The organism is Methylobacterium sp. FF17, from assembly GCF_025813715.1.
Lineage (GTDB): Bacteria > Pseudomonadota > Alphaproteobacteria > Rhizobiales > Beijerinckiaceae > Methylobacterium > Methylobacterium flocculans.
The window spans coordinates 2,119,894-2,144,396 of sequence record NZ_CP107532.1 but is presented as its reverse complement, the minus strand read 5'-3'; the positions used below and the strand labels follow the sequence as shown (position 1 = coordinate 2,144,396).

21 protein-coding genes and 1 pseudogene are annotated in these 24,503 nt (G+C 70.1%); 12 read left to right on the top strand and 10 right to left on the bottom strand.

The genetic code is table 11. The annotated features are described in order from the left end of the window. Positions 1-127: 127 nt before the first annotated feature. Complete coding sequence (locus OF380_RS28695; protein WP_318784584.1) at positions 128-1,270, bottom strand: histidine kinase dimerization/phosphoacceptor domain -containing protein; 1,143 nt, start codon at positions 1,268-1,270, stop codon at positions 128-130. A gap of 392 nt (positions 1,271-1,662) precedes the next feature. On the opposite strand from OF380_RS28695, the gene OF380_RS09870 reads away from it, so the two are divergent. After that, the gene (locus tag OF380_RS09870) at positions 1,663-2,847 is read left to right on the top strand and encodes a patatin-like phospholipase family protein (RefSeq protein WP_264050587.1); all 1,185 of its coding nucleotides are present in this window, start codon (positions 1,663-1,665) and stop codon (positions 2,845-2,847) included. Positions 2,848-2,967: 120 nt separating this feature from the next. Continuing rightward, positions 2,968-4,593 carry an ABC-F family ATP-binding cassette domain-containing protein gene (locus OF380_RS09865; RefSeq protein WP_264050586.1) on the top strand — a complete coding sequence of 542 codons (1,626 nt, stop codon included), beginning with the start codon at positions 2,968-2,970 and terminating at the stop codon, positions 4,591-4,593. 18 nt (positions 4,594-4,611) lie between these two features. On the opposite strand, the gene OF380_RS09860 is transcribed toward OF380_RS09865, so the two are convergent. Next, positions 4,612-4,740 carry a TFIIS helical bundle-like domain containing protein gene (locus tag OF380_RS09860; protein ID WP_264050585.1) on the bottom strand — a complete coding sequence of 43 codons (129 nt, stop codon included), beginning with the start codon at positions 4,738-4,740 and terminating at the stop codon, positions 4,612-4,614. Between the two features lie 177 nt (positions 4,741-4,917). Here OF380_RS09860 and ppk2 point away from each other — a divergent pair, with 177 nt between their 5' ends. Continuing rightward, entirely contained in the window at positions 4,918-5,835 is a 918-nt protein-coding gene (gene ppk2 / locus OF380_RS09855) for a polyphosphate kinase 2 (protein ID WP_264050584.1), read from the top strand. Between the two features lie 74 nt (positions 5,836-5,909). Beyond that, a complete protein-coding gene (locus tag OF380_RS09850) occupies positions 5,910-6,704 on the top strand; it encodes an enoyl-CoA hydratase/isomerase family protein (RefSeq protein WP_264050583.1) in 795 nt (264 codons plus the stop codon). Between the two features lie 82 nt (positions 6,705-6,786). On the opposite strand, the gene OF380_RS09845 is transcribed toward OF380_RS09850, so the two are convergent. Beyond that, positions 6,787-7,737 carry a DMT family transporter gene (locus OF380_RS09845; RefSeq protein WP_264050582.1) on the bottom strand — a complete coding sequence of 317 codons (951 nt, stop codon included), beginning with the start codon at positions 7,735-7,737 and terminating at the stop codon, positions 6,787-6,789. Between the two features lie 180 nt (positions 7,738-7,917). Next, positions 7,918-8,571 carry a septum site-determining protein MinC gene (gene minC / locus OF380_RS09840; protein WP_264051273.1) on the bottom strand — a complete coding sequence of 218 codons (654 nt, stop codon included), beginning with the start codon at positions 8,569-8,571 and terminating at the stop codon, positions 7,918-7,920. Positions 8,572-9,005: 434 nt separating this feature from the next. Between minC and OF380_RS09835 the strand changes: the two genes are divergently transcribed. From OF380_RS09835 to OF380_RS09815, 5 genes are read left to right on the top strand one after another with little or no spacing between them, the layout of a single operon-like run. Continuing rightward, entirely contained in the window at positions 9,006-9,344 is a 339-nt protein-coding gene (locus OF380_RS09835; protein ID WP_264050580.1) for an iron transporter, read from the top strand. Beyond that, the gene (locus OF380_RS09830; protein ID WP_264050579.1) at positions 9,341-10,915 is read left to right on the top strand and encodes a PepSY-associated TM helix domain-containing protein; all 1,575 of its coding nucleotides are present in this window, start codon (positions 9,341-9,343) and stop codon (positions 10,913-10,915) included. Before OF380_RS09835 ends, OF380_RS09830 begins: the two co-directional genes overlap by 4 nt. Next, on the top strand, positions 10,912-11,250 hold the full coding sequence (locus OF380_RS09825; protein ID WP_264050578.1) for a DUF3325 domain-containing protein: 339 nt from the start codon (positions 10,912-10,914) through the stop codon (positions 11,248-11,250). Before OF380_RS09830 ends, OF380_RS09825 begins: the two co-directional genes overlap by 4 nt. 50 nt (positions 11,251-11,300) lie before the next feature. Next, positions 11,301-12,593 carry an ArgE/DapE family deacylase gene (locus tag OF380_RS09820; RefSeq protein ID WP_264050577.1) on the top strand — a complete coding sequence of 431 codons (1,293 nt, stop codon included), beginning with the start codon at positions 11,301-11,303 and terminating at the stop codon, positions 12,591-12,593. Between the two features lie 60 nt (positions 12,594-12,653). Then, entirely contained in the window at positions 12,654-14,144 is a 1,491-nt protein-coding gene (locus OF380_RS09815; protein ID WP_264050576.1) for a hypothetical protein, read from the top strand. A gap of 593 nt (positions 14,145-14,737) precedes the next feature. Here the strand turns inward: OF380_RS09815 and OF380_RS09810 are convergent. Next, complete coding sequence (locus OF380_RS09810; RefSeq protein ID WP_264050575.1) at positions 14,738-16,612, bottom strand: ABC transporter ATP-binding protein; 1,875 nt, start codon at positions 16,610-16,612, stop codon at positions 14,738-14,740. Positions 16,613-16,769: 157 nt separating this feature from the next. Here OF380_RS09810 and OF380_RS09805 point away from each other — a divergent pair, with 157 nt between their 5' ends. Both OF380_RS09805 and OF380_RS09800 read left to right on the top strand, forming a co-directional pair. Next, positions 16,770-17,339, top strand: a complete 570-nt coding sequence (locus OF380_RS09805) for a helix-hairpin-helix domain-containing protein (protein WP_264050574.1) — start codon at positions 16,770-16,772, stop codon at positions 17,337-17,339. Between the two features lie 89 nt (positions 17,340-17,428). Next, on the top strand, positions 17,429-17,644 hold the full coding sequence (locus OF380_RS09800) for a hypothetical protein (RefSeq protein ID WP_056178740.1): 216 nt from the start codon (positions 17,429-17,431) through the stop codon (positions 17,642-17,644). Between the two features lie 51 nt (positions 17,645-17,695). Here the strand turns inward: OF380_RS09800 and OF380_RS09795 are convergent, their stop codons facing one another. The 3 genes from OF380_RS09795 to OF380_RS09785 form a co-directional block, all read right to left on the bottom strand. Beyond that, entirely contained in the window at positions 17,696-18,304 is a 609-nt protein-coding gene (locus OF380_RS09795) for a GNAT family N-acetyltransferase (RefSeq protein WP_264050573.1), read from the bottom strand. Continuing rightward, entirely contained in the window at positions 18,304-20,646 is a 2,343-nt protein-coding gene (locus OF380_RS09790) for an Orn/Lys/Arg family decarboxylase (RefSeq protein ID WP_264050572.1), read from the bottom strand. Before OF380_RS09790 ends, OF380_RS09795 begins: the two co-directional genes overlap by 1 nt. Positions 20,647-20,748: 102 nt before the next feature. Beyond that, positions 20,749-21,777, bottom strand: a complete 1,029-nt coding sequence (locus OF380_RS09785) for a CorA family divalent cation transporter (protein WP_264050571.1) — start codon at positions 21,775-21,777, stop codon at positions 20,749-20,751. A 249-nt stretch (positions 21,778-22,026) separates the two neighbouring features. Between OF380_RS09785 and OF380_RS09780 the strand changes: the two genes are divergently transcribed. Continuing rightward, entirely contained in the window at positions 22,027-23,277 is a 1,251-nt protein-coding gene (locus OF380_RS09780) for a NupC/NupG family nucleoside CNT transporter (protein ID WP_264050570.1), read from the top strand. Positions 23,278-23,424: 147 nt separating this feature from the next. On the opposite strand, the pseudogene minE reads toward OF380_RS09780, so the two are convergent. Next, positions 23,425-23,688: pseudogene (gene minE / locus OF380_RS09775) on the bottom strand (cell division topological specificity factor MinE); the annotation flags it as partial. Then, the gene (gene minD / locus OF380_RS09770) at positions 23,685-24,500 is read right to left on the bottom strand and encodes a septum site-determining protein MinD (protein ID WP_264050569.1); all 816 of its coding nucleotides are present in this window, start codon (positions 24,498-24,500) and stop codon (positions 23,685-23,687) included. The pseudogene minE and the gene minD, both read right to left, overlap by 4 nt. Between the last annotated feature and the right edge of the window lie 3 nt (positions 24,501-24,503).

Here is a 24,503-nt window from a genome sequence, read left to right as displayed (position 1 = left end):
CGTTCGCGAGGTGGGACCGCGCGTCGAGCTTCACGACTTCGGTGAAGGGCTCGGCGGCGACCCCGGTGGCCCGCATCCGCGGCGAGGAACTCGAACCGTATCGGGATGAGCGCTTCGGCGTCCGCGATCAGGCCCCGGAGGGGCTTGCGCCCGGGCCCTCCGGCGCGCCGGCCGAGCCGCGCGGAAGTCGGATATCGACCAGGGTTCCGGGATCGGCCGGCTGCCAGGCGATGCTGGCATTGAGCTGACGCGCCAAGCTCTCGATCAGGCGCTTGCCGAAGGACCGGGAGCCGACGACCTCCCGGGGCATGCCGATGCCGTCGTCGACGATCCGGATGCCGAAGGTGGAGCCGTCGGGCTGGACCGTGATCGAGAGACGACCCGGCCGGTCGCCGGGAAAGGCGTGCTTGAGCGCGTTGGTGATGAGCTCGTTCATCATCAGCGCCACCGGCGGGGCCTTCTCCACCGGCACCTCCACCGATTCCAGGTCGAGGTGCAGGCTGATGCCGGAGCGACCGGACCCGCGCACGAGGTCGGAGGCGAGTTCGCGGGCGAACTCGGCGACGTCGAAGCGCTGCACGTCGTGCGACTGGTAGAGCCGCTTGTGCACCGTCCCCAGGGCCTCGACCCGCGACAGCATCGACTTCATCGCATCGCGTGCGGTCGGGTCGGAGATGGTCCGGGTCTGCAGGGTGAGCAGCGAGGCCACCATCTGCAGGTTATTCTTCACCCGATGGTCAACCTCGTGGACGAGCATCGTCTTGGCCGCCAGGGCCTCCGACAATTCCCGGGTCCGGTGCGCCACCTCGCGCTCGAAATGCTCCTTCTCGGTCTGCGTCCGCATCTGCGCATCGATCCGGTCGGTGACGTCGAGCTGGGATGCGAAGAAGTAGTGCAGATCGCCCGCCTCGGTGATGACCGGGCTCATGTACAGAGCGTTCCAGAACATGCCGCCGTCCTTGCGGTAGTTCAGGATGTCGACGGAGATGTCGCGGCGCGCGGCCACCGCGTCGCGGATCTGCCGGACCGCATTCGGGTCCGTCTCGGGGCCCTGCAGGAAGCGGCAGTTGCGCCCCATGATCTCGTCGCGTTCGTAGCCGGAGAGCCGCAGGAACGCGTCGTTGACGAAGACGATCGGATTGTCGTCCCGACGCGGGTCCGTGACGATCATCGGCATCCGGGTCGCGCGGATGGCGGCGGCGAAGGGATCGCCCTTGCCATCCTCGACCATCAGGTCGCCGGTCATGTGCCAGGCGTCGTCTCGTTCCATCGCGTCCGCTCTCCCCCTTGGGCCCTGGACACCGTCACGACCTTCGCGGCGCACGGCCCGGCTGCCGCGCGATGTGCGGGCAGGCGGCCTGGGCAGCCGTCACCAAGGAGAGTGGGATGTCGCGATCGGACGGAGACGAACAACCGTCGCCGTCTGATGCCCAACGACGCCGAGCGGCGTAGGTTCATTCCGAGGGCGAGGGCCGATGCGGCCGCCGGGCGCTCGGCTCGCGGTCCCGGCGACCGCCCCGATCCCGGCGCCTGCGGCCCGGAAGTCACACACCCTGACGCGTTGAAGCGCCACGGGAACGCATGAACGGTCAAGCTCATTTTCCGTGCTAGGCTTGCGATCGAGGTCGGGCCTTCTAAAGCGTGGCATTGGACAGAACGAACATGCGTCGTCTTGGATGGTCGCGGGGCCTCGTCGCCCTGCTCCTCACCGGCCAGCTTGCCGCCTGTGGCTCCACGCCACGCATTCCCTACACCGCGAGCGAGGCCGCCGCCGCCGTGCCGGTGGGGCTGGATCCGAACGTCCGCGCCTATGCCGACGCCTCGGAGAAGACCTTCACGGAGATGTCGGCGCGGCCCGAGAACAGCCGCGTTCCCTTCGCCTATCTCGCCCTCTCGGGCGGCGGCGGCGACGGTGCCTATGGGGCAGGCGTTCTCAACGGCTGGACTGAATCGGGCAAGCGTCCGGAATTCTCCCTCGTCTCCGGCGTCTCCACGGGCGCGCTCATCGCGCCCTTCGCCTTCGTCGGGCCGGAATACGACGCCTACCTGAAGGACATCTACACCAGCGGCATCGCCTCCACCCTGGTGCAGTCGCCGAGCTTCGCCAACGTGCTGTTCGGCTCGGGCCTGTTCGGGGACGGGCGCCTGCGGGACCTCGTGCGCCGCTACGTGACGCCGGACTTCCTCGCGGCGGTGGCCGCCCAGCATGCCAAGGGCCGCCGCCTCCTGGTGGTGACCACCAACCTCGACACGCAGCGCGCCGTGATCTGGAACATGGGCGCGATCGCCGCGAGCGGGGGTCCGGCAGCGGTCGACCTGTTCACCGACGTGCTCACGGCGTCCGCCAGCATTCCGGCGGTCTTCCCGCCCCAGCTCATCGGGGTGCAGGCGGCCGAGCGCACCTTCCAGGAGATGCACGTGGACGGCTCGGTGGTGACGCCGGTGTTCACCCTGCCGCAATCCTTCCTGCTGCGCGACGGTCGGTTCAAGGCGGGCGCCAAATCCGACATCTACGTCATCATCAACGGCCGCCTAGAGCCGGAATTCGACCTCGCCCAGAACAACACGCTCTCCATCGTCGAGCGCTCCTTCACCACCGCGAGCCGCGCCCGCAGCCGCGCCACCCTCGCCGCCACCTACGCCTTCACCCGCACCAACGGCATCGGCTTCAACCTCGCCTATATCGACGAGTCGGCGCCCAACACCACCACCGCCCGCGGCTTCGACACCGGCTACATGCGCAGCCTCTACGAAGCCGGCTACGCCGCCGGGCGCACCGGCACGTTCTGGCGCAAGAGCGTCCCGGTGGCTCCCCTCGTGAAGGCGTCCGTCGTCGCCGCGCAGTAAGGGCGCGCGGCGCGAGGGGGCCGGTTGCGCGCCACGCCCCTCGCGCCGCATGGTGCGGTGCGATAAGGTTCGCGCCGCGTCCGGGTCCGTTCGGTGCCCGCGCCCCGGCGAACCCACAGCATGATCCAGATCGAAGACCTCACCTTCAACGCCTGGGGCCGGCGCTTCTTCGACCGCGCCAGCGTCGCCGTGCCGCCGGGCTCCAAGGTCGGGCTGGTGGGCCGCAACGGCGTCGGCAAGTCGACCCTCTTCAAGATCATCCTCGGCGAATTGCAGCCCGATGGCGGCGCCATCCTGCTTCCGAAGACCGCACGGGTCGCCTCCGTCGACCAGGAGCATCCGGCGACGCCGGTCAGCCTCATCGACACGATCCTGGCGGCGGACGTGGAGAGGGAGTCCCTGAACGCCGAACTCGAGACCGCCGCCCCCGAGCGCATGGGCGAGATCTACGCCCGCCTCATCGAGATCGACGCCGACCGTGCGCCGGCGCGGGCGGGCGAGATCCTGGCGGGCCTCGGCTTCTCGGTGGAGGACCTGACCCGGCCGATGGCGGAGTTCTCGGGCGGCTGGCGCATGCGCGTGGCACTCGCCGCCGCGCTCTTCGCCGAGCCCGACATGCTGCTCCTCGACGAGCCGACCAACTACCTCGACCTGGAAGGCGCCCTGTGGCTGGAGGCCCGGCTCAAGCGCTACCCGCATTCGGCCCTGATCATCAGCCACGACCGCGAATTGCTGAACAACTCGGTCGACGCGATCCTGCACGTGGCCGGCGAGAAGCTGGAACTCTATACGGGCGGCTACGACGATTTCGAGAAGCGCCGGGCGGAGAAGGCCCGCCTGCAGGCGTCCACGAAGCAGAAGCAGGAGGCAGAGCGGGCGCATCTCCAGAGCTTCATCGACCGCTTCAAGGCCAAGGCCTCGAAGGCCGCGCAGGCGCAGTCCCGCGTCAAGCGCCTCGCCAAGCTGGAGCCGATCGCCACCACGATCGAGGAGCACGTGGCCCCGTTCCACCTGCCCTCGCCGAAGCGCCCCCTGGCGCCGCCGCTGATGCACCTGACCGACGCCACCATCGCCTACGGCGACGATGCGCCGGTGCTGCGTGACCTCAACCTCACCCTCGACGTGGACGACCGCATCGGGCTGCTCGGCGTCAACGGCGCCGGCAAGTCGACCTTCGCCAAGATGGCGGCGGGCGCGCTGCAGGTGCGGGACGGCCGGATGGTGCGGGAGGGACGGGTCCAGGTCGGCTGGTTCCACCAGCATCAGATCGAGGCGCTGGACCCGAAGGACACGCCGCTCGCCATCATCCGGCGCGAGCGGCCCGATGACAGCGAATCGGCGCGGCGCGCCAAGCTCGCGAGCTTCGGCCTTCCCTTCGACAAGCAGGAGACGACGGTGGATGCGCTCTCGGGCGGCGAGCGGGCACGCCTGCTCCTCAACCTCGTGGCGATGCAGGCACCGCACCTGCTCATCCTCGACGAGCCGACCAACCACCTCGACATCGACAGCCGCAGAGCCCTGCTCGATGCGCTGAACGACTACGGCGGAGCGGTCATCCTCATCACCCACGATCGTTCGCTGATGGAACTCGTGGCCGACCGCCTGTGGCTCGCGGCCGACAACACGGTCAAGCCGTTCTCCGGCGACATGGACGATTACGCGAAATTCGTCCTCGACCGGGCCCGCGCCGGCCAGCGCGCCCCCGGGCAGGGGCGCGAGAAGAAGTCCAAGCGCCGGGCGGCCTGAACCGCCCGGCCGATCGCTCTACTTGCGCAGGATCTTGGTCACGAGACGGCCGAGCGGGGTGCCGGACTCGTAGTTGCGCTCGTCGCGCACGACGGGACGGTCCTCGTTGCCGAGGAGCTTGGTGACGATGCGTCCGATCAGGCTCATGGGATGACCCTCGTTCGTGTGGGGCGCCAAGTGGAGAAATGGCGCAGCTTGACCATCAACACGTCGGGAGCCGGTCGCGTTCCCGGATCCCTGCGGTATCGGGTCCCTGCCGTATCAAGGCTGTCATGAAACGGTGATCTAAGCCCGCCGGACGTTCGGCACGGGGTGGATCACGAGATGGACAGCGCGCAGCGGGCAGCGGAGGTCGAGGCCATCCGCCGGGAGGTCGCGGACGATTTCGACGAGGAACTCGAACTCGAGATGGAGGACGAGCGCCTCGAACGCCTGGCCGACGAACTCGGCCAGCCCGCGCGTCCGGCGGGCCTCGACCGCAAGGTCTATTTCCGCGAACTCTTCCGCCTCCAGCACGAACTGGTGCGGCTCCAGGACTGGGTCCAGGCGCAGAAGCTGCGCGTCGTCGTGATCTTCGAGGGCCGCGATTCGGCGGGCAAGGGCGGCGTCATCAAGCGCATCACCCAGCGCCTCAACCCGCGCGTCTGCCGCGTGGCCGCGCTGCCGGCCCCGAGCGAGCGCGAGCGCACGCAATGGTACTTCCAGCGCTACGTCACGCACCTGCCGGCCGGCGGCGAGATCGTGCTGTTCGACCGCTCCTGGTACAACCGCGCCGGCGTCGAGCGCGTGATGGGCTTCTGCTCGCCCGACGAGGTCGAGGAGTTCTTCCGCTCCGTGCCCGAGTTCGAGCGCATGCTGACCCGCTCCGGGATCATCGTGCTGAAGTACTGGTTCTCGATCACCGACGACGAGCAGGCCTTCCGCTTCAACATGCGCATCCACGATCCGCTGAAGCAGTGGAAGCTCTCGCCGATGGACGTGCAGTCCCGCCGCCGCTGGGAGGACTACACGAAGGCCAAGGAAGACATGCTGGCCCGCACCCACATCCCGGAGGCGCCGTGGTGGGTGGTCGAGGCGGTGGACAAGAAGCGCGCCCGCCTCAACTGCATCAGCCACCTCCTGACGCAGATCCCCTACGGCGACGTCGAGCACCCGCCCGTGCACCTGCCGGACCGCGAGCGCCACGACGACTACACCCGCCATCCCGTGCCGGCCGAGATGTTCGTACCCTCGGTGTTCTGAGCCGCCTTGCCGGGGCTGGCTGCGATGGGCGACATGGGCGGGTTCGATCCGCCCATGCGAGACGCCGGGACCCGATGACCAGCACCGACGAGATCCTGTACGCGGCCGAGGACGGCATCGGCCGCGTCACCCTCAACCGGCCGCAGGCGCGCAACGCGCTGACCTTCGGCATGTACCAGGGGCTGATCGACACCTGCGCGCGCATCGAGGCCGATGCGGATATCAAGGCGCTGATCATCACCGGAGCGGGCGACAGGGCCTTCGCGGCGGGCACGGACATCGCCCAGTTCCGCGGCTTTACCTCCGGGCAGGACGCGATCGACTACGAGCGCTTCATGGACCTGGTGATGGGCGCCCTGGAACGCCTGTCCGTTCCGACCATCGCGGCGATCGCCGGCGCCTGCACCGGCGGCGGCGCGGCCATCGCGGCGGCCTGCGACCTGCGTATCGCCACCCGCGACGCCAGGATCGGCTTTCCCATCGCCCGGACGCTCGGCAATTGCCTGTCGCTGGGCAATCTGCGCCGGCTCTCGAACCTGATCGGCCCGGCGCGGGTCAAGGATATGATCTTCACCGCCCGCCTCATCGGGGCCGAGGAGGCGCTGGCCATCGGCTTCGTCGGCGACGTGGTCGAGGATCCGCAGGCCCTCGCACAGCGTGCCACGGACCTCGCGACCCTGGTGGCGGGCCACGCCCCCCTCACCCTGCGGGCGACGAAGGAGGGGCTCCGCCGCCTCCAGGGCGAGGACGCCGAGGGCGAGACCCGCCCCGGCGACGACCTCATCCGCCTCTGCTACACCAGCGCGGACTTTCGCGAGGGCATGGAGGCGTTCCTGGCCAAGCGCCCGCCCGTGTGGACGGGGCGGTAGCCGCCTGGGGTCGGGACCTGCTGTCGGCACGAACCGAACTCCGATGGCGTCTTCCCATCTCCAGACCTGACGGCTCGACCGGTCAGATGTCCTGCCCCTGATGGATCTCGGGGGCATCGGGGCGGGAAGGACCCGGTCGCGGCGGTCTGACGAAGCGCAGAAGCCGCCCATCGATGGCCGCGAGGCCGCAGCCGACGAGGGCCATACCGAGGTAGTGCCTGGGATCGAGGTGCTCGCCCAGGACGAGGGTGCCCAGCATGATGGCCGAGATCGGGATGAGAAAGGTGACCAGCGAGAGGTTCGTCGCACCAGCCGTCGCCAGGATGCGGAAGTACAGCACGTAAGCCAGCGCGGTGGACAAGACCGCGATCCCGAGCACCGCACCCCAGACGGGCAGGCCCGGCACGGGGAGCGTCCATGGCCGATCCACGATGATCGCCACCGGCAGCAGCAGCAGTGTGGAGGCCGTGACCTGCCCGGCCGCCGTCGCCATCGGCGCCACGCCCATCGCCCTGAAGCGCCGGCCGAACACCCCCGCGACCGCGTAGGACAGCGCCGCGACGAGGACGGCCAGCTGCGCCAGCACGTTCGCGCCCAGCCCCGCGAGCACGACGGGTCCGATCATCACGGCGACGCCGACGAAGCCCACGAGAACGCCCGCAAGCCGGTTCCCGGTCATCCGCTCATCGGCGGTCAGCAGGTGGGCTACGGCAACGGCGAAGAGCGGCGTCGTGGCGTTCAGGATGGCCGCAAGTCCGGAGGCGATCTGTGTTTGCCCCCAGACGATGAGGCAGAAGGGAACCACGTTGTTCAGGAGCCCCATGGCGAGGAATGCCGCCCAGACCCGGACTTCGCGGGGCGGGCGCAATCCTGCGAGGGGCAAGCTCAGGTTCAGGATGAGCGCCGCCAAGCCGACACGCAGAACGACGAGGGTGACGGGAGGCAGCGCCTGAAGGGCGATGCCCGTGAAGAAGAACGATCCACCCCAGAGGATGGAGAGGGCGAGCAGCATCGCCGATTCGGTAGCCGACATGGTGCGATTCACAGGGGCTGGCACGGGGCTGTCCTTTCGGCTTGCGCGTGTCCACGCCTATGCCACGCCACCAGGGCGCGCATCCCGTTCCTTGCACCACAATTTTCAATTGCGCAGGCGGGACGACTCCTGTCCCCTCCGAGACGCGTCTTCGTCGCCGACCCGTTCTCCGCGAAGCCGCTATTCCAACGCCGCCACCTTGATGGCGTCGCCCTCCAGCCGGACCTGCGCCGGCAACCCGCGCTGCACGGGGCCGAGGTCGTCGGCGGTGCGGTAGAGGCCGTCGATGGCGATGAGCTCGGGCTCGAACCTCCGGCAGGTGATGCGCGCCTCCGGGTTGCCGGCCGCCCCCGCGATCGCGCGGCCGCGCAGCGCCCCGTAGACGTGGAGCGAGCCGCCCGCGATCACCTCGGCGCCGGACGCCACCGAGCCCATCACGGTGATGTCCCCTTCGAGGTGGAGGATGGTCTGGCCGGAGCGCACCGGCGCGTCGAGGATGAGGGAGCGGAACGGGGCGGGCGCCGCCGGCACGACGGGCGCGTCCGGGGCCGCTTCCGGCGCAGGCACCGCCTCCACCGGGCGCCCACCGGCCGGGGGCGGCGGTAGACCGGCCCCGAGTTGCCCGGGGGCCGCGCCCTCGATGCCCATCACCGCGACGTCGCGGGCGGCAAGCTCCGCGACGAGGTGGAGGAGGCTGTCCCGGTCGAGGTCGAGCCCCGAGACGTCGAGGATCACGGGCCGCCCCACGAAGAAGGCCGGCGAGCGCCGGGCCAGCGCGTCGAGGTCGTCGAGCCACTCGGTGACGGGCAGCACCGGGGCGAGCACCAGGGCCATGAACGAGCGGCCGCGAAAGCGGATCGGGGGACGGGAGGCGTTTGCGGTCACGATGGCTGTCTTCGCGGTTCTCGGGCGGTTCGGCGGGGCGCTGCCGGCCACCTTATCGTAAGCCGCGCCTCGGCGGCACAGGAGAAGACCTGCGGTCCGTCAACACGATTTCGGCGCGATCGAACCGATCCGCCACGGTCGGACCCGGTCGCGATCCGGTGCTCCCGTGCGACTCACACGGCATTCGTTTGGAATCGTTCCATAACATAGCGTTTGCCGCCCCAAGACCACGCTCGCTATAGCGGGGTCGCACCGCGCCGGCGCGATGGTGTTGGCGTCGATGACGTCCGGTCGTCCAGGTTCGCCTCGGGCCGGACCGGCGCCCGTTGTTGCCGGCGCGTGTTACGCATTGGCATGTTGCCGTCTGCTCGAAGGTGTTGTCCGTGGCGAATGTTTCCGGCTCCATCGACAGGGACCGCTCCAGGCGCGGCTGGCGCTACCGCTCGGCGGTGGCGGCGCGCGTGCTGCTCGCGGCCTTCGGCGGCTACGGCGTCGCCGCGCTCGCCACCGCCTTCCTGTCGCTCACTCTGCCGATGGTGCGCTCCGAGGCGGTCGCCACCGCCACCCTCCTCAGTTTCGCGATCCTGGCGGGCGCGGTGGTGTGGGTCTTTGCCGCGCGCACGCTGACGCGCGCCGCGATCGGCCTCGGCCTGCCCCTGGCGCTGCTCGGGCTCGGCCTCTGGGTCGCGCTCTCGCTCAATCCGATGGGGCCGCCGGCATGAGGCAGGGCTTTCGCCAATCCATGGCCTGGCTGCACACCTGGGCCGGGCTCGTCACCGGCTGGCTGATGTTCGCCGTCTTCGTCACCGGCACCGCCACCTATTACCGCGCCGACATCTCCCTCTGGATGCGCCCGGAGCTGCGCGCCGGCCCCGCTGAGCCGGCCCCGGCCGCGGAGCGTGGGCTGGCCTACCTCAAGACCCATGCCCCGAAGGCGATGGCCTGGTACGTCTCGCTGCCGCAGCCGGACCGCCCCCTGATCGGGGTCTACTGGATGGACAACCTGGAGGCGCCGCTCGGCCAGGCGACCCTCGACGTCGAGACCGGCGCACCCACCGTGGCGCGGGAGACTCAGGGCGGCGACTTCCTCTATCGCTTTCACTACGAACTCCAGATGATGCCGGTGCTCGGCCGCTGGATCGTCGGCGGCGCGGCGATGATTTTGCTGATCGCGCTGATCTCCGGGATCGTCACGCACCGGCGCATCTTCGCGGACTTCTTCACCTTCCGGCGGGACAAGGCACCCCAGCGCGGCTGGCTCGACGCCCACAACGTCACCGGCGTGCTCGCCCTGCCGTTCCACCTCATGATCACCTACACGGGCATCGTCACCCTCGGCGTGATGTACATGCCCTGGGGCGTCACGGCCGCCTACAAGGGCGACGACATGCGCTTCTACGTGGAGGCCGCGCAGACCACGACGTGGCGCCCCGCCGCCGGGCGGACCGCCGAGGCCGCCCCCGTGACGCCGCTCCTGGCGCGGGCGCAGGCCGAGGTCTCCGAGCCCCTGGAGATGGTCATCGTCAACAATCCGGGCGACGCCAACGCCACCGTGGTCGCGGTGTTCGAGGAGCCGCACGGCCTGGCCCACCAGCACCCGCAGATCGCCTTCGACGCGGTCTCCGGCGCGGTCGTGGAGCGCGTCGGCACGATGAAGCCGGCCGCCCACGTCTTCACCAGCTTCACGGGCCTGCACGAGGCGCATTTCGCGAGCGCCCCCTTGCGCCTGCTGTTCTTCCTGTGCGGCCTGATGGGCTCGGCCACCATCGCCACCGGCCTCGTCCTGTGGAGCGTCGCCCGGATGCCGAAGGCCGGCGAGGCGCCGGGCCTCGGCCTGCGCCTCGTGCGCGGGCTCAACATCGGCACGATCCTCGGCCTGCCCATCGGCATCGCGTCCCTGTTCCTCGCCAACCGGCTGCTCCCCGTGGATCTGGCGCATCGGGCGACCTGGGAGGGCGGGGCCTTCTTCGGCGCCTGGACCCTCGCCGCCCTGGTGCCGCTCGCCCGGCCGCACCGGCGAGCCTGGGCCGAGATGGGCCTGGCAGCGGGCCTCCTGTTCGGCGCGGTTCCGGTGGTGAGCGCGCTCACCACGGATCGGGGCCTCGATTTCCTCGGGTTCGACGCCGCCATGCTCGGCCTCGGCCTCGTCCTCGCCCTCGGCGCCCGAAAGGTCGGGCTCTACGAGGGCCGGCGCCAGGTCGCCTCGACCGCCATGGCCCGGGACGATCTCGCGCGAAAAGGTTTCGTGAAGGCAAAAGGTCTTGTGAAGGCAAAAGGTCTTGTGAAGGCATGACGCCGCTCTCCATCGCCCTCAACCTCGCCCTGAGCTTCGCGGGCCTGGCCGCCCTCTGCCTGTCCATGGATCGCCACCACCGGGCGATCGCCGGAGGGAGCCAGAGCCGCACCCGCGCCCGGAGCCTGCGCTGGGCCGGCTGGGCCGCCATCGCAGCCTCGTTCGCAGCGGCCATCGCCACCTCGGACTGGAATTTCGGGCCCGTGCAGTGGATCGGCTCGCTGACCGGGGCCGCCCTCCTCGTGGTCGGACTGGTCTCGTACCGTCCCGGCTGGATTCGCCCCGCCGCCCTCCTCGCCCTGCCGCTGGCGCTGGCCGCCGCCCTCCTCGCCTAAACCGGGCGGCAGCGTTACCCTGGGGGCCCATGCCCGTCCCAGGAGAGCCGATGCCCCTCGATCCCGTGCTCGCCGCCCGCATCACCGAGTCCGTCGCCGCCGGGTTCCCCGAGCAGATCGCCCACACGCAGGCGCTCGTGCGGTTCGGTTCCACGCGGGGCGCCGAGCACGCGATCCAGGATTTCGTGTTCCGCGCATTCCGCGCGCGCGGCTACGCCCTCGACCGCTTCACCATGGACGGGCCCGCACTCGCCGCGCATCCCGGCGGGGCGGCGATGTCGGAGGCGCACTCGGGGGCGCCCCTGGTGGTCGGCATCCACCGGCCCCGCTCGGAGACCGGACGCTCCCTGATCCTGCAGGCCCATGTGGACGTGGTCCCGCCGGGCCCGGCCGACCTCTGGACGCACCCGCCCTTCGAGCCCGTTATCGACGGGGACTGGATGTATGGGCGCGGCGCCGCCGACATGAAGGCGGGCCATGCCGCCAACCTGTTCGCCCTCGACGCGCTGAAGCGGATCGGCCTGCAGCCGGCCGCCACCGTCACCCTGCAATCCGTGGTCGAGGAGGAATCCACCGGCAACGGCGCCCTGATGACCCACCTGCGCGGCTACCGCGCCGACGCGGTGCTGATCCCCGAGCCCGAGGACGAGAAGCTCGTGCGGGCCAATGTGGGCGTGCTGTGGTTCACGGTGGAGGTGCGGGGCCGCCCGGTCCATGTCCGCGAGATGGGGAGCGGCGCCAATGCCATCGACGCGACCTACCGGGTGGTCGGCGCCCTGCGGGCCCTGGAAGCGCGCTGGAACGCCGAGAAGGCGGCGCACCCGCATTTCGCGGATCAGCCCGACGCCATCAACCTCAATGTCGGGCGGATCGAGGGGGGTGACTGGGCCTCCTCCGTGCCGTCCTGGTGCCGGATGGAATGCCGCATCGCGCTCTATCCCGGTGTGGCGGCCAGGGACGCCGCCCGCGCCGTGGAGCAGGCGGTGGCCGATTTCGCCCGCAACGACCCGTTCCTGTCGAACACCCCGCCGCGCGTCGCCTTCGAGGGCTTCTTCGCCGAGGGCTACGTCCTGGCGGAAGGCTCTGAGGCCGAGGCGGCGCTGGGCCGGGCGCATCGCGCCGCCACGGGCGAGACCCTGCAGAGCTTCATGTCGCCGAGCTATCTCGATACCCGTGTCCACGCCCTCTACGACGAGGTGCCGGCCCTCTGCTACGGACCGGTCAGCCACAACATCCACGGCATCGACGAGCGCGTCAGCCTGCCTTCCGTCCAGCGCATCACCACCGCGATGGCGCTGTTCATCGCCGAATGGTGCGGGACCGAAAGCCGGGCCGAGGGGTGAGACGGTCCTCCGCCACGGGAACGTGACCGCTTGCGGTGTGGATGGCATGACGGCGGAGCCTTGCCGAATACCCCGGGGGCATTACCCCTCTCAGGCGTGACGAACCCGAGCCCCACCCTCATCGCCGCACGTCGGCGCATCTCCGCAGCGGCGTTGGCCCTGGGCCTCGTCACCACCGGCGCGGGGGCGCAGACCCCCGACACCAGTTGCTACGTCACCGGCGGCGGCACCCTCGAGATCTGCCGGGGGAACGAGGCCGAGGGGGTGTTCGTCGCGCCCCGCGCCTGCGAGGCGGTCAGCGGGGTCCAGGTCCTGCGCACCACGCCCGGCACCGGCCCGCTCCAGGCGGTGTACCAGGCCGAAGGCCTGCCTGTCGCGAAGGCGAGACGCGGGGACGCGGCCTGCGCGCCGCGCCAGGCGACCGATCCCCTCGACGGCGGCTCGGTGCGCGCGGGCGCGATGCCGGAGTCGCTGGCCACCACGATGCCGCCGATTCAGGGGCGCCTCTGGGAGGTGACCCGCCCGGGACCGGGGCGGGAAGAGGCCGGCGGCCGGCGGCGGCGGCGGGGTGAAACCCCTCCGGTCCCCGTGCCGGTCAGCGAGGGCATCGCCGCCCGGCACCCGATGACGGTGGCGGGCCGCGACTGGGCCGGGGACGCCTACAGCTACGTGTTCTTCCTGGCCGCCGTGCCGACCGAATCCGGCAACCGCCACGCCCTGCTCCAGGCCCGGACCCTCGATTTCGCCCGCTTCGACATCCGCGGCCGCGCCGAGGGAGGCACGGCCTGGACGCCGGACGGCGCGGCCAAGCCCGAGCGGCGGTCGCGGCGCGGCCGGTCGCGGATCGAAGACGAGCCGAACCCCGGCGTCGTGCTGGACGAGACCGGTGCGCCGGTCGTCGGCAACTGCGCCGGCCAGGGCTTCGACCGCACCGACCTCGTCGGCGCCGTCAGCGTGGTCGACGGCGTCTACCACTACTTCTACACGGACGTGCTGCCCTCGGATTGCGGCGAGCCCGCCGCGACCCGACGCCAGGGCCTCTACCTGCGCACCAGCCGCGACCTCACCGCCGACCGGGTCTGGTCCACGGCGCGTACCATCGCGCAACCCCTGCCGAACCAGAGCCTGATCCGCGTCGCCAAGGCCAAGGACATGGAGCGCTGGGTGGTGGCCTATCGCTGCAACCGCCCGGCCAACACCATGGACGGCCCGGTCTCCGACCTCTGCGTGCAGTACACCGCCGACCTCGCACCGGGGTCGCTCGCGGGCCTGACCTGGTTCTCCGAGCCGCAGGCGATCATGCGCTCGCCCACCTATCTCGGCCTGCGTTCGGGGGGCGACGGAACCGGCCGCTTCGGACGCAGCCAGCACTTCTGGATGACCGATCGCTACGGCAATCTCGCTACCCCGACGAACTACCGCGCGAAGGCCGGCTTCCTGACCTGGCTCGATCGCCTGGCCCCGGGCCAGACCGGAACGGGCGCCTCCAGCGTGTTCGGCCGCCCGGTCTACTGGGGCACGTGGTCGGTCCGGCCGGTGGCGGGACGGTAGGAGCTTCGCGTCGCGCCGCGTGGACATGAGGGGTCGGCGCCGACCCCGAATGCCCCTGTTGCATCGGAGGCGGGGTCAATGTGCGTTTCGTTGACGGACGCTGGAATGCTGGCGTAAGCAGCCCTCATGATCCGTCGCGCCAAAAACGCCTTGCGCTATCGCCTGCCGTCGCCATAGGCCGGCTGCGTTCGATCACGACCAACGATCATTCCAAGCCGCCGCATTCCGGCGGCGCTTTTCTGTCGAGAAAGGTCTCCGGGGCGGTGCGCCCAGCCCCGACGAGAGACCACGATGCCGTCCCAACGAACAGCGCTTATCCCTACACCCGACGACCACGTGCCGGAGCTTTGTGCCCCGTGCTTCATCGAGGTCGAGCACGGCGACACCATCATCCGGATCGCCGATGACGGGGACGGTCATGTTCTCATCGAGACGCTGTACGCTGCCCTTCGGAAAGCCCGGCGAGATCGGGATGAAGCGACCCTGCTGAGGAAAGCAGGGCCGGTTGGCAAGGACCGGCGGGCGTAGGCTCGCAATCAGCCCTGGCGAACGGCATTCACGCGTCCGATACAGACCCTCGGCGAGACCGGCCTTCAGCGATACCCCGCCGCCTGCAACTCGAACAGTTCGGCGTAGCGCCCGCCCCGCGCCTGCAGGTCGGCGTGTCTGCCGGATTCGAGGACCCTTCCGCCCTCCAGCACGAGGATGCGGTCGGCCATGCGCACGGTGGAGAAGCGATGCGAGATCAGCAGCGCCGAGCGGCCCCGGCTCAGGTCGCGAAAGCGCTGGAAGACCTCGAACTCGGCCCGGGCGTCGAGGGCCGCGGTGGGTTCGTCGAGGATCAGGATCTCGGCCTCGCGCATGTAGGCCCGGGCAATGGCGATCTTCTGCCATTCACCGCCCGAGAGGTCGACGCCCTCGGCGAAGCGCTTGCCCAGCGGCTGGTCGTAGCCGAGCGGCAGCCGGGCGATCACGGCATCGGCGAGGCCGCGCCGCGCCGCGCGGGCGATCCGGTCCGCGTCGTCCCGCGCCGCGATGCGCCCCACCGCGACGTTCTCGCCGGCGGTGAAGCTGAAGCGTACGAAATCCTGGAAGATCACGCCGATGCGCGCGCGCAGGTCGTCGAGGTCGTAGGCGGGCAGCGGCACGCCGTCGAGGAGCACACGGCCCTCGGTGGGGTCGTAGAGCCGGGTCAGCAGCTTGACGATGGTGGTCTTGCCGGCGCCGTTCTCGCCCACCAGCGCCAGCACCTCCCCCGCCGCGAGGTGGAAGCTGAGGTGGCGCACCGCCCAGGTCTCGGACCCCGACTTGTCGGTGCCGGGATAGCGGAAGCCCACATCCTCGAACACGATGCCGGTCCGGATCGGGCTCGGCAGCGGTACGGGGTTGGCGGGTGAACGGATCGCCGGCGTCACCGCGAAGAACGAGAACAGGTCGTCGAGGTACTGCGCCTGCGATGCGATCTGCGAGACGCCGAGGAGCAGGCCTTCGATCAGGCTGCGCAGGCGCTGGAACGAGCCTGCCAGGAAGGCGAGGTCGCCGATGGAGAACTGCCCGGCCACCGTGCGCCAGACGATGGTGGCATAGGCGAGGTAATACGCGAGGGTGCCGAGCGCCGCGAAGGCTCCGCCCCACCCGGCCCGGCGCAGGGCCAGGTCGCGGTTGTCCGCCAGGAGCCTACCGGCCAGCGCCTGGTAGCGCCCGGCGATGTCGCCGTTCAGCCCGAACAGCTTCACCTCCTTGGCGGATTCGACGCTGGCCCCGAGGAACCGGAGGTAGTCGATCTGGCGCCGCTCGGGCGTGCGGGTCCAGGCCAGCCGGTAGCCCTCGCGGTTGAAGTAGGTCTCGTTGAGGAAGGCCGGCACCAGGGCCACGCCGAGCAGCACGATCAGCCAGGGCGCGAAGGCGACGAGGCCGAGGGCGAAGGCGATGAGCGTGATGACATCCTGGGCCTGGCCGAAGAGCTGGAACAGCAGGCTGGACCGCCCGGTGACCTGGCGGCGTGCGCGCTCCAGCCGGTCCTGCTGCGCACTGTCCTCGAACTGGGCGAGGTCGAGGTCGGCGGCGTGGCGCATCAGCTTGAGCGAGGCGGCATTGCCGTAGTGATCGGCGACGAGTCCGTCGACCAGGGTGCTGGCCCGGCCGAGGAGGTCGGAGAGGATCGCGAGTCCGAACTCCCCCGCCACCAGCAGGACGAGGTACCGGCGGGCCGGATCGGTCAGCCAGTCTTCCGGGCCGAGGCCGCCCGGGTGCGGCCGGGCATGCTCGGCCACGATGGCGTCGAGGATGAGCTTGGCCAGGTAGAGCATCAGCACCGGCAGGCTCGCCCGCACGAGGCGGAGCCCCAGGCTCAGGGCGAGGAGGCGCGGGCTCGCGGCGTGGACGAGGCGGAACAGCGCCGGCACGTGGCGCAGGGCGCCGAGGCGCTCGGCCATGCGGGTGGCCAGGGACGAGGGGAGGATGCGCATCGGCCGGGACCATGACGACGCTGGACGGTCCCGTCGACCCATCGCGGACGGCGCCACTGTCGCGCAAGCTCCTGAGGACAGCCGGGCCGGGCCCGAGACTTCGCTTTGTTGCCTATGTTAACCCTCTGGCTCGTTCACGGGCGCGAGGCCGCCATCCATGCTCAGCGGTTCAGCGATCCTGCGCGTCGGCGTGCTCCTCGTGGTTGCGGCCCTGCTCGCGGCCCTGGTACAGATGCTGCTGCCGCATGACACCGGCCCGGCCGAGCCGCCGATCTCGAAACCGGTTCCGGGGGCCGGTGCGCAGGCGGCCCTCCCGCCCGTCGTGACCCGGCCGACCGTTCCGGCGAGCCCGCCCGCGAAGCCGGACGCCGCACCGGCCCCGCCCCCTGCGGTCGCCCCGCCGCCGCAGGCCGAGGCCGCGCCGGTCCGCGTGCCCGCGGCGCCCCCGCCGATGCCGCCATCCGCTCCGCCCCTCGATTTCGGCCGTCCCGCGACGCAGACCGACGCCGCCGGGGAAGCGGCCGAAAGCGCCGGCCCGCGCGGCGTCGCGGTCGTGGACCTCAACAGCGGCAGCCTCGCGGACCTGAACAGTCTCAAGGGTGGCGGCATGATCGGGCGCGCCATCGTGCAGAAACGGCCCTACACCTCGATCGGCGAGCTGCTCTCGAAGCGGGTGCTCAGCCGCGCCGTCTACGAGCGCATCAAGGATCAGGTCACGGTGCGCTGAAACCCGTTTCGGGTAGCGCACCGCGCGCCGCCTGCCTACAATGTGCCTCCACGAAGCCGGGAAGTCGCTTCGATCACCAGGGACGGGCCATGTTTGCGCAAGCCGGTGGCGTTACCTTTCGCGAGGATCTCGGCGTCGAGGAGACCACCGAGACCGACAACATCGTCCGCTGGGACGGTGAGAAGCTCTATGTCGAGCACGATATCTACCACAACGGCCAGCTCGTTCACCGCAAGTACCGCAAGAACGTCAGCGAGGCGGTGGCCCGCGCGCTGCAGGCGCTGATCAACCGCACGCAGCAATAGGCGCGCGGCGCCGTCCGCGCGCCCCGGCGTCGGCCCCGTCCTGGCGCCCCCCTACTTCCCGATCCAGTCATGCCCCGCCGTCACCGCCTCGACGGGGCGGGTCCAGGTGCCGGGCTGGTCGGAGGCGCCGGTGCCGAGCGCGCACTGGACCATGACGCTGTCGCTCCAGCGCCCGTACTTGTAGCCCACCGCCGGCAGCAGCCCGACGCGGACGAAGCCGCAGGCTTCGTGAAGGCGCAGGGACGCCTCGTTCCGGGCGTCGATATACCCGATCATCTGGCGATAGCCGCCGGCCGCGCAGGCTTCGATCAGCGCGGGCAGCAGCCGCCGGCCGATACCGGCATGCAGGTGCTCGTGGTGCACGTAGATCGAGTGCTTGAGGGTGTAGCGGTAGGCCGGGCGCTTGCGGAACGGCACCGCGTAGGCGTAGCCCGCGACGATGCCGTCGCGGTCGGCCACGAGGTGCGGCAGGCGCTTCTTGCGCATGGCTTTGCGCCGCTTCTTCAGGTCGTCGGGATGCAGCGGATCCGCCTCGAAATCCCCGACATCGCCGACCCCGCGCCGGATGTGGTGGGCGTAGATGTCCACCATGTCCGGCACGTCGGCGTCCGAGGACGGGCGGATGACGAGGTCGGGGTCGCTCTCCGCCCGGCCCGGCATCAGCGGCCCTCGCGCATGACGTAGGTGTGGAACCGGATCGTGCCGTCCGGATCCACATCGCGGAAGACGCCCTGGATCTCGGCCTCGAAGCCCGGGAACAGGTTCGCGGAGCGCTCGAACATCTTGAAGTAGTCCAGCATGGGTTTGGCCCGCTCGTCCAGTCGCTCGCCCGGCAGCACCGTGCCGATGCCCGGCGGGTAGACCAGAAGCAAGGTCGTCGCCACGCGGCCCTCGGCTTCCGCGATCGGCACGTAATCGACGTTGTTGCGGGTGAGCTGCTGGACCGCCTCCTTGGGGGTCATCACCATCTCGGGCAGGTGGCCCGGCTCGAACTGCTTGCGCTGGAGCGTGCTGGTGCCGTGCTCGCGGTGGAAGGCATGGAAATCCGCGCAGAGGTCGCGCAGGCGCACGCCCTTGTAGCGGTTGGGCCGGCGCCGCACGAATTCCGGCATCGCCTCCTCGAGGGGCACGTTGTCGTCGTGCAGGCGCTTGAAGGCGACGAGGCCGGAGATCAGCGTGCCGGCCTTGGAGGATTCGACGCCGGGCGTCAGCAGGAAGAGCAGCGAGTTGAGGTCGTTCTTCTCCGGCACGATGCGGTTTTCGCGCAGGTACTGCGCCACGATCGGCGCCGGCACGCCGTGCTCGGCGTATTCGCCGGTGCGGCGGTTGAAGCCGGGGGTGAGCACGGTGAGCTTGTTGGGATCGGTCATGGCGTAGTCGGGCGCCACGTGGGTGAAGCCGTGCCAGTCGGCGCCGGGCGTCAGCTCCCAGTACTTGACGTTGCTGGCGAGCTCGTCCGTCGAGATGCTCTCCCACGGCACCTTGCCGTCCGGCCCCTGCACGGTATCGGGCACGAAGGGGTCGAAGAACCAGCGGCGGAGCGGATCGCCCTCCTTCTCCTCGAACTCGCGGCGGATGGCGCGGACCTTCTTGCGCCACTCGATGCCGAGCCGGATCGTGTCGTCCCACAGAACGACGCCGGAGCGGCCCTTCATCATCTGCGCGCCGACATCGAGGGAGGCGAAGAGCGGATAGAACGGCGAGGTCGAGGCGTGGACGAGGAAGGTCTCGTTGAAGCGCCGGTGCTCGATGCGACGGGTCTGGCCCCGGATGTGGCTGTCCTTGGTGTGGATCTGAGAGGCCTGGGAGAAGCTCGCCAGCTGCTTGTGGGTCGATTGCGTGGCGATGATGCCCGGCGAGGTCTCGTCGAGGCCCTTCAGGCCCATGGCGAAGCGGCCGGCGAAGAGCGGGTGGAACTTCATGAAGCCCGCCCAGGCCTCGTCGAAGAGGATGTAGTCGCAGAGGTGCCCGATCTTATCGAGGATCATCTGCGCGTTGTAGATGGTGCCGTCGTAGGTGCACTGCTCGACCACCGCCACACGGAACGGGCGCTCGCGCTTCCAGGCCTCCTTGTCGGTGATCAGCGGGTTGTCGCGGATCTTCTGGCGGATGACCTTTTCGTCGAGGGCCTCGTGATACATCGGGCCGATCAGGCCGTAGGCGTTACGGTCGGTCTCCAGGAAGACCGGGATCGCGCCGCCGAGGAAGAGCGCGCCGTGATGCGCCGCCTTGTGGTTGTTGCGGTCGAACAGCACGAGGTCGCCCTCCGCCACCAGGGCCGAGAGCACGATCTTGTTCGAGGCCGAGGTGCCGTTGAGGACGAAGTAGGTCTTCTCCGCCCCGAAGATGACGGCGGCTTCCTTCTGTGCCTTCAGGGCCGGTCCCTCGTGGACGAGGAGGTCGCCGAGATCGAGCACCGAATTGTCGAGGTCGTCGCGAAACACCGCCTCGCCGAGATGCTCCACGAAGATGCGTCCGATCGGCGAGCGATTGTAGAAGATGCCGCCGTTGTGGCCCGGGCAGGTCCAGAGCTGGTTGCCCTGCTCGGCATAGTCGACCAGCGCGCCGAAGAACGGCGTCTTCAGGGTCTCGGCGTACTGCTTCACGCGGCTCACCAGGCCGCGGGCGATGTAGTCCGGGGTCTCTTCGGCCAGGAAGATGTAGCCGTCGATGAAGTCGAGCACCTCGACGGGGATATCCTCGAGGCGCTTGCGGCGGACCATGATCACGATGGGCATTTCCAGCCCGCGCTTGCGCATGAGATTGATCAGCGCCGCCGCCTTGCCGTCGAGCCCGCGCTTGCCCCAGTCCACCACCATGCAGCCGATGGCGGAATCGGTCTGGACCGCGATGGCCGCGTCCTCCACGCGCCGGGCCCGCACCACCTCGAAGCCGAGCTTCTCGACCGAGCCGATGATCTGCTGGACGCGCACGCCCTCGAGATCGTCGGGGTCGAAGTTCGGCGCGCACATCAGGACGGTGAAGCGGCGGAAGAAGTCCATGCGGGGTAAGGCTCCGGAATTGGCTGGCGCGCAGCGTTCGCGATGGGACGTGACGCTTCGATGACGAGGCCACGGGGATCGCGGTGATTTCAGGACGCCCGCTTACGGCGAGGCGCGGCGTTTGACGAGTCCGAGTCGGCGGATCACCCCGTAGACGGCCAGCGCCGCAGTGGCGCAGAGCACGAGGGCGAGGAGCGAGCCGTTCTCGAAATCGCCGAGGAACAACCCCTTGGTGTTCATGCCGAACACGCCGGTCACCAGGGTGGGCGGCAGGAACAGGGCGGTGAGGATCGACAGCGTGAAGAGCTGCCGGTTGGTCTCGGCGGCGGTGCGCCCGGCGATCTCGTCCTGCAGCAGGCGGCTGCGCTCGGACAGGACCAGCATGTCGCGGTGGAGCGAATCGAGGCGCTGGACCACGCGGGCGGCCATGCTCACCACCGCCTCCGGCAGGGCGTCGTCCGCCTCCTCGGTCTCGGCTTCGAGGCGGTGGAAGACGGCGCTCAGGCCCGCGAGCTGACGCTGCTGGCGCACGGCCTGCCGGCGGATCGGCGCCAGCGGCCGGGCATCGTCGGGCTGGTCCTCGTCGAGCATCCGGTCCTCGATGGTATCGAGTTCGTCGGAGAAGCGCCGGGCCGAGGCGTCGAGGGCGGCGGCGACGCCGGTGACGAAGATCTCCAGCAGCGCGGCCGGTGTCGGCACGAGCCGACCGGCCAGCACCACGTCGCGGGCGGCCTCGGCCGCCGCCGTGGCGTGGCGTCGACCGCTGACGAGGAGGCGGGCGCCGAGCACGCAATGCAGGCGCCCGGCCGGCTCCTCCTCGATACGGCCGTCGAATTCCCGCGCGCGGTCGGCGATGACGAGGCCGAGATCGCTGCCCTCGATGACCACGCGCTGGTGGCCGTCCCGGGCAAAGGTGGCGGCGGCCAGCGCCGGCGGGCCGAGGTGCCCGGCGGCGATGAGGCGATCGAGGCGCGCATCCACCAGGTCGAGGTGGAGCCAGAGGAAGCCCTCTGTGACCGGCTCCGGGATCTCGTCGCTCGGCGCCAGCAGGTGCCCGTGCCCCTGCGCGTCGAAGCGCATGGCAAAGAGCAGGCCCGGCAGGGCAGTGGTGTCGGTGAGGAGGCGCTGCATCCGGAACCGGCCCTGTTGCCGGCAAATGTCCGGCGGTCGCGGCGCTGGATCGCAAGCGCCCGCGACACTGTCATGACGCTCGGGCGGGTCCGTGACCCGAGCGAGGGCAGGCATCCCCCCTCGCCTCGCCTGCCGAGGGACGGGGTGCAGGCCGGTCGGCCATCCGAACCCGGTGGGCCGCACCGATTTTCCCCGCGACACGCCGCGCGGCATCGGGCTTGCTCGCTACCGAAAAAACAGCGGGGCGGCATGGTCGAGAAGCTTCTTCACGCGGGTGCGAGCCTGATCCTGCTCCTCGCCATCGGCGTGCTGTTCTCCACCAACCGGCGCGCCATCGCGCCCCGCGTGGTGGTCTCGGCCCTCGCGCTCCAGGTGGCACTGGGGGCCCTGGTGCTGTTCGTGCCGCTGGGCCGCACGGGACTCGCGGCGGCAGCCTCCTTCGTCCAGACCGTGCTGAACTACGGCGACCGGGGCACCGCCTTCCTGTTCGGCGGGCTCGTCGAGCCCCGGATGTTCGAATTGTTCGGCGGCAGCGGCTTCATCCTGGCCCTGCGGATCCTGCCGCAGATCATCTACGTCTCGGCGCTGATCGCGGTGCTCTACCATGTCGGGGTGATGCAGGCGGCGGCCCGCGCCATCGGCGCCGTGCTGCAGCGGGTGCTCGGCACCTCGCGCATCGAGACCTTCTCGGCGGTGATCACCATCGCCATCGGCCAGAGCGAGATCGCCATCGCGCTGCGACCGTTCCTGATGGCGCTGACCTCGGCCGAACTCTTCGCGGTGATGTCGAGCGGGGCCGCCTCCACGGCGGGGACGATTCTCGCTGGCTACGCGGCGCTCGGCGTGCCGATGGAGTACCTGCTCGCCGCCAGCGTGATGGCGATTCCGGGCGGGCTCCTCTACGCCAAGATCCTGGTGCCGACGACGGAGCCGACCCGGGTGACGAGCACGCAGGTCACCTTCGGCGAGACGCGCGCCGTCAACGTCATCGAGGCGGCGGCGGACGGCACCCAGAAGGGTCTGGCCGTGGCGGTGTCGGTGGGGGCGATGCTCATCGCCTTCACAGGGCTCATCGCCTTGGCGAACGGTCTCATGGGCTGGACGGGCGGCCTTGTCGGCTATCCGGCGCTCAGCATCGAGGGCATGCTCGGGCCGGTCTTCGCACCGCTCGCCTGGCTGATGGGCGTGCCCTGGGACCAGGCCGGCCTCGTCGGCGGGGCGCTGGGGCAGAAGATCGCCTTCAACGAATTCCTGGCCTACGCGCAGCTCTCACCGGTCCTGAAGGCGGGGAGCCTCGATCCGCGCACGGCCGCGATCCTGTGCTTCGCGCTCTGCGGCTTTGCCAACCTCACCTCGGTGGCGATCCAGCTCGCGAGCTTGGGGAGCCTCGCGCCGGAACGCAGGGCGGAGATCGCCCGCTTCGGGCTTCGCGCGATCCTGGCCGGCACCCTGTCCAACCTGACGAGCGCGACGCTCGCCGGGTTGTTCATCGGTGCCTGACGGCGTGTGCCGGCCGGGACGCTGGTGGGGATCTCATGCGGCGGCGAGCTTCGTCGCCTTGGCCTTGCCGTCGCTGAGCTTGGCCTCGGTGGCCTTGGCCTCCGAGGCCTTCGCCTCGGCGACCTTGGCAGCCTTCTCCATGCCCCTGGCTCCGCCGGCCTTGGCCGGCGTGAGCGGCAGCTCGATGTCGATATCGAGGGTCGACATGTCCTGCCCGCGGTCGAGGCGGATCTGGACCTTGTCGCGGTGAACCTCGACATGCTTGGCGATGACGGCGAGAATCTCCTCGCGCAGCACCATCACGAGATCGGAGCCGCCGGCCCCCGCCCGTTCATGGGCGAGGATGAGTTGCAGGCGGTCGCGGGCGACCGGCGCCGATCCGCGCCGGTTGAACATGTTGAGGAGGCTCATGCTGCCCTCCGGGTGAAGAGTTTGTCGAGGAAGGACTTCTTGTCGGTGGGGACCGACATCGGGACCGCTTCGCCGGTGAGGCGGCGCACGGCGTCGGTGTAGGCGCGGGCCGGGGCGCAGAGCGGGTTGTTCAGGGTGACCGGGCAGCCGACGTTGGAGGCGCGCAGCACTTCCGTGCTCTCGGGGATGATGGCGAGCAGCGGGATCGAGAGGATCTCGAGCACGTCCTCGATCTTCAGCATGTCGCCGCGATCGGCCCGGGCGGGGTCGTAGCGGGTGAGGATGAGGTGCTTCTCCATCGTCTCGCCGCGCTCGGCCTTGAGCGTCTTGGAGTCGAGGAGCCCGATGATGCGATCGGAATCGCGCACCGAGGAGACTTCCGGGTTGGTCACCACGACGGCGACGTCCGCGTGGCGCATGGCGAGCGTCGCGCCGCGCTCGATGCCGGCCGGCGAGTCGCAGATCACCCAGTCGAACTTCTCACGCAGTTCGTCCATCACGCGGGCCACGCCCTCGTCGGTGAGCGCGTCCTTGTCGCGGGTCTGCGAGGCGGGCAGCAGGTGGAGCTTCTCCAGCCGCTTGTCGCGGATGAGGGCCTGGTTGAGCTTGGCGTCGCCGTTGACCACGTTGATGAGGTCGTAGACGACCCGGCGCTCGGCGCCCATCACGAGGTCGAGGTTGCGCAGGCCGACGTCGAAATCGACCACCGCCACGCTCTTGCCGGCCTGCGCGAGGGCTGCGCCGAGGGCTGCCGTCGTCGTCGTCTTACCGACGCCGCCCTTGCCGGATGTCACGACCAGAATCTTGGCCATATG

Bases quoted from the DNA above. Each gene is read 5' to 3' on its own strand.
- OF380_RS09805 (WP_264050574.1), top strand. From the start codon at position 16,770: ATGCTCAGCGGTTCAGCGATCCTGCGCGTCGGCGTGCTCCTCGTGGTT.
- OF380_RS28695 (WP_318784584.1), bottom strand. From the start codon at position 1,270: ATGGAACGAGACGACGCCTGGCACATGACCGGCGACCTGATGGTCGAG.
- OF380_RS09790 (WP_264050572.1), bottom strand. From the start codon at position 20,646: ATGGACTTCTTCCGCCGCTTCACCGTCCTGATGTGCGCGCCGAACTTC.
- OF380_RS09860 (WP_264050585.1), bottom strand. From the start codon at position 4,740: ATGAGCCTGATCGGACGCATCGTCACCAAGCTCCTCGGCAACGAGGAC.
- ppk2 (WP_264050584.1), top strand. From the start codon at position 4,918: ATGGACAGCGCGCAGCGGGCAGCGGAGGTCGAGGCCATCCGCCGGGAG.
- OF380_RS09865 (WP_264050586.1), top strand. From the start codon at position 2,968: ATGATCCAGATCGAAGACCTCACCTTCAACGCCTGGGGCCGGCGCTTC.
- OF380_RS09845 (WP_264050582.1), bottom strand. From the start codon at position 7,737: ATGTCGGCTACCGAATCGGCGATGCTGCTCGCCCTCTCCATCCTCTGG.
- minC (WP_264051273.1), bottom strand. From the start codon at position 8,571: ATGGCCCTGGTGCTCGCCCCGGTGCTGCCCGTCACCGAGTGGCTCGAC.
- OF380_RS09800 (WP_056178740.1), top strand. From the start codon at position 17,429: ATGTTTGCGCAAGCCGGTGGCGTTACCTTTCGCGAGGATCTCGGCGTC.
- OF380_RS09825 (WP_264050578.1), top strand. From the start codon at position 10,912: ATGACGCCGCTCTCCATCGCCCTCAACCTCGCCCTGAGCTTCGCGGGC.
- OF380_RS09810 (WP_264050575.1), bottom strand. From the start codon at position 16,612: ATGCGCATCCTCCCCTCGTCCCTGGCCACCCGCATGGCCGAGCGCCTC.
- OF380_RS09780 (WP_264050570.1), top strand. From the start codon at position 22,027: ATGGTCGAGAAGCTTCTTCACGCGGGTGCGAGCCTGATCCTGCTCCTC.
- OF380_RS09820 (WP_264050577.1), top strand. From the start codon at position 11,301: ATGCCCCTCGATCCCGTGCTCGCCGCCCGCATCACCGAGTCCGTCGCC.
- OF380_RS09795 (WP_264050573.1), bottom strand. From the start codon at position 18,304: ATGCCGGGCCGGGCGGAGAGCGACCCCGACCTCGTCATCCGCCCGTCC.
- OF380_RS09870 (WP_264050587.1), top strand. From the start codon at position 1,663: ATGCGTCGTCTTGGATGGTCGCGGGGCCTCGTCGCCCTGCTCCTCACC.
- OF380_RS09850 (WP_264050583.1), top strand. From the start codon at position 5,910: ATGACCAGCACCGACGAGATCCTGTACGCGGCCGAGGACGGCATCGGC.
- OF380_RS09830 (WP_264050579.1), top strand. From the start codon at position 9,341: ATGAGGCAGGGCTTTCGCCAATCCATGGCCTGGCTGCACACCTGGGCC.
- minD (WP_264050569.1), bottom strand. From the start codon at position 24,500: ATGGCCAAGATTCTGGTCGTGACATCCGGCAAGGGCGGCGTCGGTAAG.
- OF380_RS09785 (WP_264050571.1), bottom strand. From the start codon at position 21,777: ATGCAGCGCCTCCTCACCGACACCACTGCCCTGCCGGGCCTGCTCTTT.